This is a genomic window from Povalibacter uvarum, from assembly GCF_014202975.1.
GTDB lineage: Bacteria > Pseudomonadota > Gammaproteobacteria > Steroidobacterales > Steroidobacteraceae > Steroidobacter > Steroidobacter uvarum.
Genome location: NZ_JACHHZ010000001.1, coordinates 1128852 through 1144590 on the forward strand (window position 1 = coordinate 1128852; position 15739 = coordinate 1144590).

The following is a 15739-nucleotide window of genomic DNA, read 5'->3' on the forward strand; positions in this document are numbered from 1 at the left end:
CTTAGTGGTTCTCTGGTCGCGACTTTGCCATCTGTTCAGCGTTTCGGGCTGCCTGTTCAGCCTCTCGGGCTTCCAATACAAAGTTGAGTAGCCGCTTATATCGGCCCGCGCGAATCATTGTGCGCGGCGAGATGTTTCCGAGCATTGGATTGGCTAGTTCAAACCAAAGGCCAACTTTATGCGCATCGCCCCTGAAGAACTCAGCTACTAAGTTTGCAATGTTGGCGAGTTCATGCAGGCGCTCGGCCATTGGGCGAGGGATGTTGACGTCAAATCGTACCGACGCAGGAGAGACATCACTGATCTTACTAAGATCAGCCTTGCTGAGATGCCAGAGTTCGGCGATTCGCTTGTAATCAGCGACGCCATCATTGCTCCACAACTTCAGAATATCGGGCGCAATGTGCTGGCCCAGATCATGGCGGCGAACTTGGATACTAGTCATGACGGGTTCCTGATGAGCCAACAGCCTACCATGTCTCAACCACGGTTAAACCATGACAAAAGTTCCAGTTCTCCTAGATAGTCTGCCTAGTCGTCTGAGAACAATGGGCTACGGGTTCAACCTAGCCTAGAAACTGAGGAAATCCATCTCGGGTTACAAAATTGGGACATTTTTGGGAGTTTCTAGGCTAATTGCAGGCTAGCCGACCCACGCGATGTAGGTCTGAGCTTCGCTGCCTCGGGCGTGTGGCGTTCTGATTCCCTTCATCTGCGACGTTCTGGGAGCAGAAGAATAGGTTCCCTGCAGATTGGGCAGGCGCGGCAAGAGCGGTTATATAGCGCTGGGAACAGGGAGCACTCAATGGCGAAACGCGAGAAGACGTTGCGAGTACTAATGCGCCGGGGCACAGACGTGCGCGAGCTGCTCCAAATCTCCCGGATGAGCGATGAAACCTATCAAGCTACGGCTCCGGGAGAGATTGGTCATCGGAGCTACAAAGAAAGCGGCAGACTGCATACAAAGTTCAAGCCTCAGGGCGCGTCTCACAATCGGGATTGGTACGGTGACATACGCCACATTCCGCCGCCTGATGAGCTTGTACATGCGGAGCCCCTCGAGACATTTACCATAGACAATGACCCCGATTGGTTCAGCAGCTCTGCGTCGCCCCTGAAGCCGTATAGCGGTCGCGGAGCAGACAAGATCGTAGAAATTGATACCAGCGAGTTGCCAACGAGCTGCGTGATCGGTGCTGCTGTAGGCGTAGTCGGCACGGGTGGAGACAACGCACTAGATGCGCATTCAGCTTCGATGTGTGGGGATATCTATGAGGAGATAAGGCGCGAAATCGTGAAGACCGCTGGTCCAGCGCTGTTTTGCCTCGTAGTTGGGCTCAAAGATGGGGTCGACCTCGATCGACTCCCAGAGGGTACAAAAATCGGCGTCAGCGGGGCATTCACTCGCGGCACCGCCTCGCGAACATCCGGTAGCCATAAGATGCGCCATGGACAGCATTTCGCCATCTTGTCTGCGCGACCTCTCTTCGGTGACAACCCGAATTCCCCATACTTGGTTGCCGCAGGGCCACGCCTAGAGATGTGCACGTGTAAGAGTGGCCGGCGCTTCAAGCACTGCCATGGTCGAGCTGAGGCGCCTACCAAAAGTCTTGCGAGCTGGAGCTATCCAACGCTTGTTATCACAGAGAACGATGAAGGCAATTGGTTGATCAGTGTCGAACCCGCGCCGTTGACGTGAGAGGCGCGTTGCACGAGGGTACTCTTCGGATACCGCTACTTCTTGACGATATCCGTCGTCAGCAACCCGCCCTTCAACACCGACGCGTGAAATCCTCGCTCCGACAGGATGTACGCGCCTGCTGAGCTGCGACGGCCCGTATCGCAGCAGACGACGTAGTGGGCATCGCGCTCGAGCGATTTCAGCTTGAGACGGATGAAGTACAGCGGCAGGTTGATCGCGCCTTCGAAATGGTAATTGTCGAACTCGCTGGGTAAGCGCACATCCAGCCACTTGCTGCCGCGCGCGACCATCGCCTTCGCCTGCTCGTAGTCGACCCATTGCAGCATCGGCTCGTTGAGCAGCGTGCGGAAATCTTCCTTCCCGAGACGCATCAACGTACCGTCGGTGATCATCTGGACATTCGCGTTGCGCTTGGCGTCCGAGATCAGCGCTTCCTCGCCGAAGGTGTCGCCCATTCCGAGTTCGGCGAGCTTGATGCCCTGCTTGTTGAGCGGGGTCTCGCGAATCACGGCGCACTTGCCTTTCACGATCACGTAGAAGAAATCGCCGTCGTCACCCTGGCGGATCACGAATTCGCCGGCTTTGAAATCCATGCGCTGCATGCGAATGAAGATCGCCTGGATGTTCGCGGGCGGAACCTTGTGCATCGCCTTGGTCTGTAGGAGGGTGGTCATCCAGTCGTCGCCGGTTGGCGCATCTTCCTGATGCTTGAGCTCGTTGACCTCGTAGCTGCCGGTCTGATCCCAGGTCAGCATGACATCGAGCATGTCGCTGTCCACGGTGAGGAACTCGATCCGATCGGAAACGACGCGCGCGCTGTAGCGCCGGGGCAAGGAGGGAGCGATAGGGTTGCGCGCCTCGGGTGAGCCGCCGCGCAGCATCAACACGGTGCGGCCTTCGTGCATCAGCTCGATCACGCCACTGACGAGATAGTACGTGCGCTTGTCGGTATCGCCTTCCTTGAAGAGCATCCGACCGGTCCCGAGCTCTCTCAGGACGGCTTTGCGGGCAAGCGAATGAAGATTCTCCGACTTCAATCCATCCAGGGGCGAGAACGAGCGTAAGAGACTGAGTTCGAGCGGCTTGCTCTCCATTGGTCTACCAATTCACCTGGCGGTCGGACTGGATATCAGGGTGCAGGAGCTGCACCCACAGGGCATCGTAGCACAGGGCTTTTTGCCGTAACTCCGGCGCGCCCGTATTGCAGCGCGCCTGCAATTATCGTAGCGACTGCCATCCGGCATCGGGCGCAAAACGTCCGCCATGCGTCTGCTGCAGCTCCTGCAGACGTGTCACGACGGCCTCGACCCCACGGCTCTTCGCGTACTGAATCGGCCCACCGCGAAACGGCGCGAAACCCGCACCGAAGATCGCCCCGGCGTCGACCAGGTCAGCATCTTCGACGACACCTTCGCGCAGCACCGCAACGGCCTCGTTGACGAGCGACAGCAGCAATCGATCCTGCAGGTCCGCAGGAGCCTTCTGGCCCGTGATATCCGGCTTCTGGGGCTTGTCGTTCTGCCATTTGTAGAACCCTTCGCCCGTCTTCTTGCCGAACTTCTTCGCGTCGTAGAGCTTCTGCAGCGTCGGCGGAGCCGCTGCGCTATCCGACTGCAGGAAGACCTTGCCCACACTCATTGCGACATCGAGCCCCACGACGTCCGCGAGTTCGATCGGTCCCATCGGCATCCCGAAGTCTTCAGCGGCGCGGTCGATGAGGGGCAGCGGAACGCCTTCCTCCGCCGCACGAATCGCTTCGCTGAGATAAGGCATGAGCACGCGATTCACGAGGAATCCGGGCGAGCTCATGCAGACGATCGCCAGCTTGTCGATCTGGCGGGCGAACGCCAGCGCGCGTTGAACGACCGTGGGATCGGTGTCCTTCGTGCGAATGACTTCGACCAGCGGCATGCGCGCCACGGGGTTGAAGAAGTGCAATCCGACCAGCCGAGTCGGCGTCGCCAGTTTCTGGGACAACTGCTCGAGCACGATGCTGGACGTGTTCGTTGCCAGCACCGCATCAGCCTTCATTCGCGGTTCGAGACGTGCGTAGAGATCCTGCTTCGCCTGCAGATTCTCGAAGATCGCCTCGATTACCACATCCGCATCGGGAACGCCGTTCCCTTCGACATCTGCCTTGAGGCGCGCGAGTGTCTCGTCTCTCTTGGCCTGATCGGGATAGCGCTTGTCGATGAACGCCTTGGCACGTTCCATCGCCGGCGTGATGTATTTCATCTCGCGATCCTGGAGCGTGACGGTGAGGCCGCGGACGGCACACCACGTAGCGATGTCGCCGCCCATCACGCCGGCACCGACTACATGCACATGCTTCGCCGGAGGCAGATTCGATTTGCCGCCCGCCTTGAGTCGCTCCTGCAGGAAGAACACTCGTACGAGGTTGCGTGACGTTTCCGTGCACAGCAGCTTGCCCATCGAGCGCGCTTCGGCGTCGTACGCTTGTTCACCGTGCCCGCCGTGGCGTTGCCACAGTTCGATCATTGCGTAGGGCGCCGGGTAGTGATCCGGTCGCGCGCGCTTCGCCACCTGCGCACGCATCTGACCCGCGAGAATGGGTCTCACGATGCCGGAGTTCAGCAGTCGATTCTTGAAACCGGTCGTGCGCAGAGGAGGGGGATTCAGCGCGATTCGCTTCGCGGCTTCGTTCAGCTCCGCAGGCGGTGCGAGCCGGTCGACGAGCCCCAGCTCGAGTGCCTTCTTCGGCCGGATCGAGCGCCCTGTCAGCATCAGATCCATCGCTGCAATCGGTCCGGCCAACTGCACAGCCCGTACGGTGCCGCCCAATCCCGGATGCACGCCCAGCATCACCTCCGGGAAGCCCAGCGTGATCGACGCATCGTCAGCAACAACTCGATACTTGCAGGCAAGCGCCAACTCGAGACCACCGCCGAGCGCAAACCCATTGATCGCGGCAACCGTCGGGCACGGCAGCGCTTCGAGACGATCCAGGACCTGCTGACCCTGTCGGATCATCTGGTACGCCTGATCCGGATCCTGGATGCCGACGAATTCCTTGATGTCCGCTCCCGCCACGAATCCATTCTTCTTCGCGGAAGTGATGATCAAAGCCTTCGGCGGCGATCGATGAAACTCTTCGATTCGCGCGCTGAGCTCTTCCATCACGGCTCGCGACAAGCTGTTCGCGGACGCATCCGCCTTGTCTGCGGCAAGCCAGGCGATGCCGGATTCGTCCGTCGTCAACGTCCAGTTCGACGCAGTGTCGTGCGCTGGCATGGAAACCTCGTGCAGCAGAAGAATCGCACCGTCAGACGGGCTGGCGGCGCACGTTGAAGTCGCAGATCAGCGGGCGATGATCCGAGAAGCGAATGTCCGGAATGTCGAAATGCGTGATCTCGATGCCGTTCGAATACAGGATGAAATCGAGTTCCTTGCGCGGGTTGCGGGCAGGGTAGGAGGGCAGACCGAGGCGGTTGGCGCTCTTCAGGCCGGAAGCCTCCATGAAGAGATAGATCTCGTGATCTCCCCAGAACGTGTTGAAGTCCCCTGCCACGATGACCGGCTTGCTGGCGCGCTTGACCAGCTCGTGCAGATGACGCAGCTGATCGTGCCGATGCCGGAATTTGAGCGACAGATGCACCAGGAAGATCGCAACGTCTTCGAGTTCGAGCTCGATGATCAGGCGTTTGATGCCCGTTTCGAAATAATGGAAACGTTCGCCTTCGACGCGCGGCGCCGCGAGGAACGCGTTGCCTTGCTTGCGCACGATGGGAAGGAACTGGTTGAAGGACGATGCACCGTACTTGCACTCGTACATCGAATAGTGACCGAGTGCGTTCGCGATCTGCGTCGCCTGATTCACGAGGCCCGTACGGATCGAGCCCGTGTCCACTTCGATCAGACCGACCAGGTCGGGATCCAGCGATTTCAGGTAGGCCGTCAGGCGCTCGAGGATGCGGGTATTGCTGCGAAGGTACCCGGCACCTGGAATGGGCAGGTGAAACGCCGGGCCCGTGCCGGTCGCGTACCGGATGTTGTACAGAACGAAGCGCATCTTGAGGGGAAGTAACCGCGGAACAGCGGAAAATCGCAGCGCCGCATTCTATAGCAGGCCTCGCAAATAAGCTGTCCGAGGGACCCTCAATCGCACCGCCCAACCCATTCCTGGTGCTCGCAACGGACCGGTTCTCGATTACTATTCGGTCAAATACCGGTATTCATGCGACATGCCGGTGCACAGGAGTGGAACCTTGAGCGGCATTTCTCAGCAGAATCCGGTGCGCCTGTTCGTGAGCCATTGCTTCGAACCCGCGGAAGACTACGACCGCGTTTTCGAGTACCTCGAAAGCTCCCATAACTTCTATTACAAGAATTGCAGCCGTCCGGACCTCAAAGTCACCGACCGCGAGGCCATGAAGGAAGAGATCCGCAAGCAGATCATGCTCTCAGAGATCGTGATCGTGCCGTCGGGTCTCTATGACCGATATCGTGAGGTGATTGATTTCACGGTCGCCTGCGCCAAAGGCCTCGAGAAGCCCGTGGTCGTACTGGAGTCATTCGGCGTGAAGCAGAAAATTCCGGTCCAGCTGGAAGCGCTGGGTGACGAGATCATCGAATGGAACGAACGTTCGATCGCCGACGCCATTCGCCGCCAGGCCCGTCACGAAGAGACGGCGCGCTGGGATGTCATCGACTTCAAGATGGACTGAAAAGCTTTGGGCGGAGCCTCGGAATCAATCGTCGTTGGAGTTCACAGCCCGCAGCTTCGGCGGACGCTGGAACATCTGAGCGCGGGCAACCGCACCCAGCATATCGACGATACGTCCAGCAATGCGTCCGGCCTCGATGTCGGACATCTTGCGAACAGTGGCTTGTTCGGCTGTTTCACCGCGCAGCGGCCGCACACACGACATACACGTCGTGACTGAGCAGAATTCTTCGCGAATTTCCTTCGGCAACTCGTCCTGATCGATCTTCACGAGGTGCGTGCGATACGCATCCACCAGGCGCTGTTTGATCGGCCCGCTGGAAGCCAGGATGGCTGTCGCCGCGAAAAAATTCTCCCAGACGCTGCTCATTGCATCTTTCTCCCGCGTTGAAACGGAGCGATGAACTTGTGTTGCCGAATTCTGCTGCTCGTTGAAAGCGAGGATAAGCAGAAAGGCGCCAATGCTGAGAATCTACTTTAAGTTCGCCGGTGATCTTTTCTGTTGGTCACTCAAGCGACTAGCGTCGGAATATACACCTGCGACTATCAAAGGCAACGGGGAAACCTGGCGGATGTGTGCGGATGGGCGTATTTGTTAATGCGCATAATGTATATTATGACAAATCTAGTATAAAGCTGATCGGGTCGAGTTTCGCTACTTCACCGTCGGGGCCTCCGCTCACTTTGGCCGCTTGAAGATATACACCCCACTGGCCGAGACGTTGGCCAATTCCCATCCGTCCCGACCACGATTGTCCAGCATATTCTCCAGCGAACCGAGCCCGCCGCTGAATGAACGCACATAGTAGCGCCAGCGCAGGTTCCGGTTGGTCCTCTGTTTGAAGGTGTACACGCCACTGGCCGAGACGTTGGCGAGTTCCCACCCGGCGGAGCCGCGATTGTCCAGCAGGTTGTCCAGTGCACCCACGTCGCCGCTGAACGAATCCACGTTGTAACGCCAGGTCAGGTTCTGGTTCGTGCGCCGCTTGAAGATATACGTGCCGCTGGCGGAGACGTTGGCGAGTTCCCAGCCGCTGGCGCCGCGATTGTCCAGCAGATTCTCGAGCGCACCCACATCGCCGCTGAAAGCATCCGCGTTGTAACGCCAGCCCAGGTTCTGATCCGCCCGCTGCTTGAAGATATAGACGCCGCTGGCGGAGACGTTGGCCAGTTCCCAGCCGCTGGCGCCGCGATTGTCCAGCAGGTTTTCGAGCGCACCGATGTTGCCGCTGAACGCGTCGACGTTGTAACGCCAGATGAGACTCTGATCCGCGCGCTGCTTGAAGATATAGACGCCGCTGGCGGAGACGTTCGCCAGTTCCCACTCGCTGGCGCCGCGATTGTCCAGCAGGTTCTCCAGCGCACTCACCCCGCCGCTGAACATGTCCACGTTGTAGCGCCAGTACCTGGACGACTGCTTCACCAGGACGGAGCCCAGAACACGGCTGTGCTGTTGGCCAGGGACTTCCACGGCGAGTATTCCAATGCGGGAGCCGCCTGGCGTCGGGCTCTGCCAGCCATCGATGATCACGGGCAGCGACGTGGTATTGGATGCACCAGCTCGAAACCAGTCGCTCCTGGTCGTCGTGCGCACGGCTCCGTGGTTACCACCGATCGTAAGTTCCGGCATGCCACCTGCCCCTGCTGCATCCACGCGACAGTCCACATCCAATACAGTCGTTGAGCCGTGATTGATCTTGAGCTTGCATGGAACGTCCGCAGCTGCTGTCTGGACGTCGGGCAGCGTCACCACAGGCACAGACGCGGCCATCACGGGATCGTGGCCCGCGGTGACCGTCAGTGCGACTGCTTGGTAAGGGTCGACACCCAGTAGTGCTTCGGCATCCGCGCCAGACCGCATCGAGCTCGCACTGAACAGCACGACATGCGGCAGTCCGATCCCACGTAGTTGGTTGAGTGCGTCACCCGGGTCGAGTGCTTCGCCCTCGCTTTCACGAACCACCAGCATCACGTAGTCCTGATGCTTGAGCAGCGTGTCGTGAACTGCTGTCTGTGTGAAATATTTCACTGGGTCGCTTGCGCTCGCGCCAGTCTCATCCGCTGGTGCAAGTCCGGGATCCAGCAGACACCACACCCTCTGTCGCTCGCATGCTTCCACGATTCGGAGCAGCCCTGCGCCATCGACCGAGGGAGGAACGACTCGCACCGCATTGCTGCCATCTGCGATGCGGCTTCGAATCGCAGCGTCAAAATCGGTTGAAGTTCCTGAGAGCGGATCTTCCCCGGACTCAGGTGCGACGGACGCCGAGGACCTCGATGAGCAGTCCTGGCCGCTTGCGGGTGGCGTTCGGGAACTCTGGCTGACGTTGATTCTCTTGTAGGCCCTGATGCCCGGCGCCTGCCAGATGCCGGTGATCTGATCGTAGATCGGACATCCAGAGCTGTTCGCAGGCGCCTGGATGATGAGCCCAGCTGCGCTCCTCGACACCATGAACTTGCCCTGGTCGCGGAACGTGAAGCGGAGATTCTCGGAGGTGATTTCCAAGTTGCGCGTTTCTCCGTTCCGGCTGAGTGCAACAAGGGCGGGCGCGTCGAACGTAGCGACGATGCCGTCTGCGGCGGCAACGATGTCGGGTTCATTCACAACAAGCGGCTCAATTGCGACTCGCAGCTCGATCGCTTCACCGCGGCCGTCGATGAGCTGCCCTTCGCTCGCCGACGCCGACGCGAAGACATTCTGCGTGAGTATCAGGCTGCCGAGGGCTGATGCCACGAATAGCGATGCATGGGGATTGCTCATTGCCAGTCTCCTTCCAGCGTCCTATGGCGCAGGGCGAATTCCGTGCGCCCTCTTCCCCTCACTGCTCAACTGGGGCAGATGCACGCGGCACAGTTGGCGGGCACGGCTTCTTCGCCCGACGCTGCGGAATCAGCACGACTGCGCGGGTCTGCGTGCCGTCATCTGCCTGCGCCGCAATCCAGGCGGCATCGTTGATCGAATAGCCGGTGATGATCTGACCTACGGGTTCGGAACTCGACCGATCGACGAGCGTATTCAGATCCTGCACGCCATTGCGACGGTCCCAGAGGTAACCGTAGTCCGAACCCCAACCGACTACCTGATCGCGTGCGTTGATGTCCTTCGCTGAACCGTCAGGGACGTTGAAGAAGACGAGTCCGCCCTGCCGCGACCAGAAGAAGCTGTCGAATCCGGCATTCGACTCCATAGATCCGACGACGTGGCCACGATTGTTGACGGCATAAGCGGCTATTGCGTACCAGCCATCTCGGCCCGGTTCCCACAGCAGCTCGAGCCCCGTCGCGCGCGTCCACACGAAGGCGTTGGACTGAAACCCGAACGTACTGAACCCAACGACCGTGCCCGCATCGTTCAAGCCGAGTGCTGTCGATGCCGGGTAGGGCGAGTCGAGGGTGCCGAGGTCGATCGCATTGCCATTTCGTTCGAGCAGATATCCTCGGTCGATCGGATTGGCCGGCCGTCTGTTGCTGCTCCCCGTGATGTCGCCGCGTCGATTGATGCCGGTCGCGTAGTGACTGGCGCCCTCCACAAAGGGAATGCTCAGCGCCTCGATCTCGCCATTGCGATGCCAACGCACCGAGTGCTCCATGAACTCTGCTTGATTCATCGATACGCCGACGATCTCGCCCCGGTCGTTGATGTCCGCTGCCGATCCCATATCGTCTCCCTCCAGCAGCGGCAGCTTGCGCATGCCCGTTTCAGCGCTCCATACGAAGGGCAGCGGACGGCCATCGGAGACGTAGTAGCCCACGATATGATTGCGATTGTTGATTGCCGTGGGCGTTGCGTACGCCCCGGGTGCCGAGTCACCAAGACCGTATGCACAATACTGTGTCGTCCGTGGCTTGATCTGCTCCGGCTGTGAAGCGTGTGCCACTGACACGCAGGTCAACCCAACGACGGCGATGCCCACGTAGACGTTCATGGCGGCTCTCCTTGCTGGTCACGCATCCGCTGATCGCACGCGATCATGGCAACACCGCGTTCCTTCGCAATGAGGGACTGCCGGGAGGGATTTGGCTGACAGGCCCGGAACCATGGAAGCATCGCTTCACGACTTCTGCGAATTCGACATTGGACTCATCTACCCGCCTCGCGGATACTCCGCGGCCGCTCGCGAGCATGGGCAATGGGGCTCTTTCCTCGCCGGCGGTTCCAATGGATCGAACAGCAGTAGAACAACGAGCACCTGGCGGTCTGGCCGTCATCAGGCACTGGATCAGTACCTTCTGGCCGGCACCGGTTCTGGTCGACACGCGCGAACGTGCTCGAGCCTTCGCGGGCGCTGGAATCGGCATCCTCCTGACCGCCTGGCTCGGGTTATTGCTGCCAGATCCCGCAGGCTTGTGGCTCGTTGCACCTCTGGGAGCCAGTGCCGTTCTGGTATTCGCGGTGCCCGCCAGTCCTCTCGCGCAGCCGTGGTCGGTGATCGGCGGAAATACGATCTCTGCGCTCGTCGGCATCGCGTGCGTCCTTCTTATCCCTGATCAGAGGCTCGCAGCAGCGGCGGCAGTGGCACTCGCGATCGCCCTGATGTTCCCACTGCGATGTCTTCATCCGCCTGGCGGCGCGAGTGCTTTGTTTGCGGTGCTCAGTCACCAGACGGAGTTTTCGTTCGCGCTGACGCCGGTGCTGTTCAACTCAGTCGTACTGGTGCTCGCCGGGATCGTCTACAACTCGCTTACGGGCAGGCGGTACCCGCACGTGCAGCTCTCCCCTGCTTCCACTGGCCTCCTGCTCTCTCGATTCACATCGTCTGATCTCGATACGGCCCTCGCTCACTACAACCAGGTGCTCGACGTCAGCCGCGACGATCTCGAGGAGCTGCTGCATCACGCGGAGCTGGCTGCTTATCACCGCAATCTCGGCGAGCTGCGCTGCTCAGACGTCATGTCCACGCAACCCATTGCGGTCGAGTTCGGTACGACACTGCGGCAAGCGTGGGCGTTACTGCGTGAGCATCGCATCAAGGCGTTGCCTGTCATAGACAAAAGCCGTCGACTGGTCGGCATCGTTACCGTGGCCGACTTCATGCGACACGTGGATCTGGATGCGCATGACGAGATTGGTGCGCGGTTGCGTTCGCTCGTGAAGTTGTCGGGTCTCACACACTCCGACAAGCCGGAGGTCGTCGGTCAGATCATGACCCGGCAAGTGCGCGTCGCGTCTGACGACCGGCACGTCATGGAGCTGATGCCGCTGTTCTCGGATGGCGGTCACCATCACATCCCGATCATCGACGCGCAGAACCGTCTCGTCGGCATCATCACACAGACGGATCTGATGCGGGCTCTGTACAAGGCCGTTCGGCCCTGACTGTCAGAGCATCGCGAAGAGCCCCAATGGATTGTGGGTTCGTGCGATGCTGACGATGAATCCGTAAACGAGCAGCGCGCCGATCCAGCAGAACGCCTGCTGGCGTCGATTCTTTGCGCGCTTCAGCGCGAAGCTGCCCAGCACGATATAGACAACCAGCAGCAGTACCTTCGCGGTCAGCCAGCCGTTCGCAAATGGCATCTGGTGCAGGATCGTCGCGAGCATCAGCGCAGCGGTGAGCAATACCGTGTCGACGGTATAGCTGAGATACCGCAGAGGCGCGGCCATCGTCCAGCGAGCGCCAAGCAGTTGCGCGCCGCCTCTCAGGAAGAACAACACTCCGCTCGCGATGACTGCCGCAACGTGGACCCATTTGATCTGCAGATAGAACTCAGCCATCGATTCAACCCGTGCGTCCGTCCACCCGAGGCGTCAGATAGATCCAGCTGGAGCGCGCGACCCAGGGAATGAACGCCAGCACCCAGCCGATCGCCGCCAGCACCTGCCAGAACATCGCGTCCGGCATCGTTTCAGCAACGATGCGCAGGATTGCCACACCCTGCACCAGTACGAACGCAACCGCGGCGACAGCTCCGAGAACGAGCGGTCGACCCGAGTGTCCTTGCGTTACTCGCGTCACCATCGCAACCAGGAGACTGCCGAAGAAGCCGATGAACAGCGCATGAGCCGGTGCTCGACCGAGTATGAATGCACCGCTGATCGCGTACCAGGCGCTCTGAATGGCATAGAGCGCGAACGAGATCGGCAGCCACGCAAAGCCGACGAACAGGACGCGCAACAGCGCAGGCATTTGTCGGCGAGGCCACCACTTGAACAGCAGCCAGGAGCAATGCACAGCCAGTAGCCCGGCTGGTAGCCAGATCCATGCGTAGCCATGCCGGATCTCGAGATACAGCTGTCCCAGCGCGGCGGCCCAGACGAACGCCAGACTCCAGAGCGGACGGTCGGTCTGATAGCCAGGCAGCGCCGAGCTCGCGAAGAATGGAATCATGCGGTGACAGACGGTGAAGTAGATCGGCAGCAGGAGCCCGATACTGCCGATCTTGATCGTCGCGAACATCCATCGGGCATCGAAGGTCGCAAGGAAAGCTGCGTACATCAGCAAGCCGCAAAGACCGAATGTGAGCGCGAGGACACAGCTCACCGAATGCCAATCCTTTGCCGAGTGAACATAGACGAGTTTCGCGAGCAACCAGAGACCGACACTCCAGCTCAGAATCGTGATCGCGGCCGCAGCCTGCATCACTGGCAGGCCCGCTGCCGCGCCGATCAGCGTGAGCAACTGGCCGCCTACGAGCCCAAGACCCACCGGCACGTAGTGCTTGCGCTCGAACGCAGGCAAACCCATCCACCGAGGGAACACAGTCAGAAGAAACCCGAAGATGAAAGCCGGCAGCACGTAGTACTGCATGACGACGGCGTGCAGCCAGCCGGCCGGCACAACTGGCTGCGTGATGTCGAACACGTTCCATCGCGCATCGATCAGCCACAGCGTCCATGCGGCCATTGCCAGCAGCACATTCGTGGCACCGATGAGGAACAGCAAGCGATGCGGGGCGGCTGCGAGTTGCTTCAGCAGGGCCGCAGGAACGAAGGCACCTGTCGAATCGGCTGAGATGTTCTGGTTGTTCATCGTCATCCTCACTTGCAACCGCCCTCTTCGGGCACCTACGCCCTGCTCTTCGCCACATCGCCCGCCAGCTCCGGTGCACGCTCACGCTTCGGTGCAATCCAGAGCCGGACGACGAACAGCGCAAGGGACAGCGCGCCGACACTGAAGAGCGTGTCGCCAGGAACGCGCATCCACACGAGCAGCTGGATGATCGGTTGCTGCATCAGGTCAGCAGACCGCGCATACCAGTAGCCGTGCTCGATTGCCGCACTGAGCTGGATCACACCGATGGGTAGCAGCGTGAACAAGGCCATTCCGGCGAGACCGATGTTGAGCGACCAGAACGCGGTCCTCAGGAGCTTCTCGTTCCAGACGAGGTTCGGCTTCAGACCGCGGAGGCAGAACAGCATCAGTCCGATTCCGAGAAAGCCATACACGCCGAACAGCGCGGTATGGCCATGGAGCGGAGTGAGGTTCAGACCCTGCATGTAGTACAGGGGCAGCGGCGGGTTGATGAGGAAGCCGAACAAGCCTGCACCGACCACGTTCCAGAACGCGACTGCGGTGAAGAACAGGATCGGCCAGCGATACCGCTGCATCCACGGTGTCGCAGAACCCAGCTTGAAGGTCTGATAGGCCTCGAAACCGACGAATGCCAGGGGCACGACTTCGAGTGCCGAGAAGCTCGCACCCAGCGCGATGACGGCTGTCGGCGTTCCGGTGAAGTACAGGTGATGAAGCGTTCCAAGCACACCACCGGACAGGAACACGATAGTTGCGAAGAGCACAGCCACAGTCGCAGTCGACACCCGAAGCAGGCCCAGGCGAGTGAACAGGAACGCGATCACCGCCGTCGCGAACACTTCGAAGAAGCCTTCGACCCAGAGATGCACGACCCACCAGCGCCAGTACTCGACCATCGACAGGTGGGTGTGCTCGCCCCACATCAAGCCGGCTGCGTAGAACAGGCCGATGCAGACGGTGGAGAGGAAGAGCAGCACGATGATCGACTTCGACTCACCTCCCTTGCGGATTGCCGGCAGGAGAGCGCGACCCACGAGCGTGAGCCACAGGCACAGTCCCACGAACAGGAAGATCTGCCAGAAGCGGCCGAGATCGACGTATTCCCAGCCCTGGTGGCCAAACCAGAAGTTCTTCGCGAGTCCGAGCTTCTGCATGACCGCGAGCCATTGGCCCGTGAAGGCGCCGACTACGATGATCAGCAAGCAGGCAAACAGGAAGTTCACACCGAACCGCTGATACTTCGGCTCATGACCCGAGATCGCCGGTCCAATGTAGAGGCCCATGCCGAGCCATGCGGTCGCGATCCACAGCACCGCGAGTTGTGTGTGCCAGGTGCGTGAGAGCGAGTACGGCAGGTAGTTGGAAAGTGCGAAGCCGTAGGCCTCCTGCCCTTCCACTTGGTAGTGCGCGGTGATCGCGCCCAGGAGGATCTGCGTCAGGAACAACGCGATCACGAGCCAGAAGTACTTCGCGGTTGCACGCATCGACGGCGTGACAGCAATCGAAGCCAGGGGGTCAGTCGCAGGAAATGTCACCGGCTCTTCCTCGCGATGACGCGCGTGATGCCAGCCTAGCAAGGCGATACCCGCGATCAGGAACAGCACGCTGAACACGGTCCATAGCAGCAGTTGACCCGGAGGCTGGTTGCCAACGAGTTCGTCGTGCGGCCAATTGTTCGTGTAGGTGACGTCCTGCCCCGGGCGCACAGTTACCGCGGACCACGACGTCCACCAGATGAAGGCCGTGAGAACGTGACGGTGATCAGCGTCCAGCACCGTGTCGTTCTTCATCGCGTAGGCTTTGCGCAGCTCCAGCAGCTTCGGATCGTTGCCGAACAGCGAGGTGTAGTGCTCAGCGACCTGCTTGATGGCCGCTGCGCGATCGGTCGGAATAACGACCGTATCGGTTTCCGGGTTGTAAGTGTTCTCTCGAATCTGCGGCTGCAGACGCGCGACGAAACCCGCCTGCACATCCGGCGCGAGCTGCGCGTAGTCCTTCGATGTGGCGCGCCGCGCTTCGATATCGAGCCATGCGAGTGCTTCGCGATGCAGCCAATCCGCAGTCCAGTCCGGTGCGACGTAGCTGCCGTGACCCCAGATCGATCCCAGCTGCTGTCCGCCGATCGATTGCCAGACCTGCCGGCCTTTCTCGATATCGGCGCGGGTGTAGACCGTCGCTCCCTCGTTCGTTACCACCGCCGCGGGGATTGGCGGCATCACACGATGGATTTCTCCACCGACCCATAACAGCACGGTGAACGAGGCCAGCAGCAGCAAGGCCAGACCACCCCATAGCTTCTTGTTCGCACTCATGACACGCATCTCCTCGGATGATGAGCAGATGCTGAGCGCGGGGGGCGTTCGGTGCCCTGATCCAGAT

The 15739-nt window shown here is 60.2% G+C and carries 13 protein-coding genes; 3 read left to right on the top strand and 10 right to left on the bottom strand.

Annotated features, from left to right (window positions below; all coding sequences use genetic code 11):
- Window position 1: 1 nt before the first annotated feature.
- Entirely contained in the window at window positions 2-445 is a 444-nt protein-coding gene (locus HNQ60_RS04835; protein WP_184329857.1) for a hypothetical protein, read from the bottom strand.
- 996 nt (window positions 446-1441) lie between these two features.
- Here HNQ60_RS04835 and HNQ60_RS28260 point away from each other — a divergent pair.
- Window positions 1442-1699, top strand: coding sequence for an SEC-C metal-binding domain-containing protein (locus tag HNQ60_RS28260; RefSeq protein WP_407676433.1), 258 nt, complete (start codon window positions 1442-1444; stop codon window positions 1697-1699).
- Window positions 1700-1734: 35 nt separating this feature from the next.
- Here the strand turns inward: HNQ60_RS28260 and HNQ60_RS04845 are convergent, their stop codons facing one another.
- The 3 genes from HNQ60_RS04845 to HNQ60_RS04855 form a co-directional block, all read right to left on the bottom strand.
- Window positions 1735-2796: a cyclic nucleotide-binding domain-containing protein gene (locus HNQ60_RS04845; protein WP_184329859.1), complete on the bottom strand. Its 1062-nt coding sequence runs from the start codon at window positions 2794-2796 to the stop codon at window positions 1735-1737.
- A 124-nt stretch (window positions 2797-2920) separates the two neighbouring features.
- A complete protein-coding gene (locus tag HNQ60_RS04850; protein WP_184329860.1) occupies window positions 2921-4954 on the bottom strand; it encodes a 3-hydroxyacyl-CoA dehydrogenase NAD-binding domain-containing protein in 2034 nt (677 codons plus the stop codon).
- A gap of 31 nt (window positions 4955-4985) precedes the next feature.
- On the bottom strand, window positions 4986-5732 hold the full coding sequence (locus tag HNQ60_RS04855) for an endonuclease/exonuclease/phosphatase family protein (protein WP_184329861.1): 747 nt from the start codon (window positions 5730-5732) through the stop codon (window positions 4986-4988).
- 196 nt (window positions 5733-5928) lie between these two features.
- Here HNQ60_RS04855 and HNQ60_RS04860 point away from each other — a divergent pair, with 196 nt between their 5' ends.
- Complete coding sequence (locus HNQ60_RS04860) at window positions 5929-6387, top strand: hypothetical protein (RefSeq protein WP_184329862.1); 459 nt, start codon at window positions 5929-5931, stop codon at window positions 6385-6387.
- A gap of 24 nt (window positions 6388-6411) precedes the next feature.
- Here HNQ60_RS04860 and HNQ60_RS04865 read toward each other — a convergent pair whose 3' ends face one another.
- The 3 genes from HNQ60_RS04865 to HNQ60_RS04875 all read right to left on the bottom strand — a co-directional run bounded on the left by HNQ60_RS04865 (window position 6412) and on the right by HNQ60_RS04875 (window position 10312).
- Window positions 6412-6756 carry a hypothetical protein gene (locus HNQ60_RS04865; RefSeq protein ID WP_184329863.1) on the bottom strand — a complete coding sequence of 115 codons (345 nt, stop codon included), beginning with the start codon at window positions 6754-6756 and terminating at the stop codon, window positions 6412-6414.
- Window positions 6757-7065: 309 nt separating this feature from the next.
- A complete protein-coding gene (locus HNQ60_RS04870; protein WP_184329864.1) occupies window positions 7066-9147 on the bottom strand; it encodes a hypothetical protein in 2082 nt (693 codons plus the stop codon).
- A gap of 58 nt (window positions 9148-9205) precedes the next feature.
- Window positions 9206-10312 (bottom strand): hypothetical protein, encoded by a 1107-nt coding sequence (locus HNQ60_RS04875; RefSeq protein WP_184329865.1) that lies wholly within the window; start codon window positions 10310-10312, stop codon window positions 9206-9208.
- A 233-nt stretch (window positions 10313-10545) separates the two neighbouring features.
- On the opposite strand from HNQ60_RS04875, the gene HNQ60_RS04880 reads away from it, so the two are divergent.
- A complete protein-coding gene (locus HNQ60_RS04880; RefSeq protein WP_184329866.1) occupies window positions 10546-11703 on the top strand; it encodes an HPP family protein in 1158 nt (385 codons plus the stop codon).
- Window positions 11704-11706: 3 nt separating this feature from the next.
- Here the strand turns inward: HNQ60_RS04880 and HNQ60_RS04885 are convergent, their stop codons facing one another.
- From HNQ60_RS04885 to HNQ60_RS04895, 3 genes are read right to left on the bottom strand one after another with little or no spacing between them, the layout of a single operon-like run.
- Window positions 11707-12102 (bottom strand): SirB2 family protein, encoded by a 396-nt coding sequence (locus tag HNQ60_RS04885; protein ID WP_184329867.1) that lies wholly within the window; start codon window positions 12100-12102, stop codon window positions 11707-11709.
- Between the two features lie 4 nt (window positions 12103-12106).
- Complete coding sequence (locus tag HNQ60_RS04890) at window positions 12107-13357, bottom strand: NnrS family protein (RefSeq protein ID WP_184329868.1); 1251 nt, start codon at window positions 13355-13357, stop codon at window positions 12107-12109.
- Between the two features lie 35 nt (window positions 13358-13392).
- Window positions 13393-15672, bottom strand: a complete 2280-nt coding sequence (locus HNQ60_RS04895; RefSeq protein ID WP_184329869.1) for a nitric-oxide reductase large subunit — start codon at window positions 15670-15672, stop codon at window positions 13393-13395.
- Window positions 15673-15739: the final 67 nt, after the last annotated feature.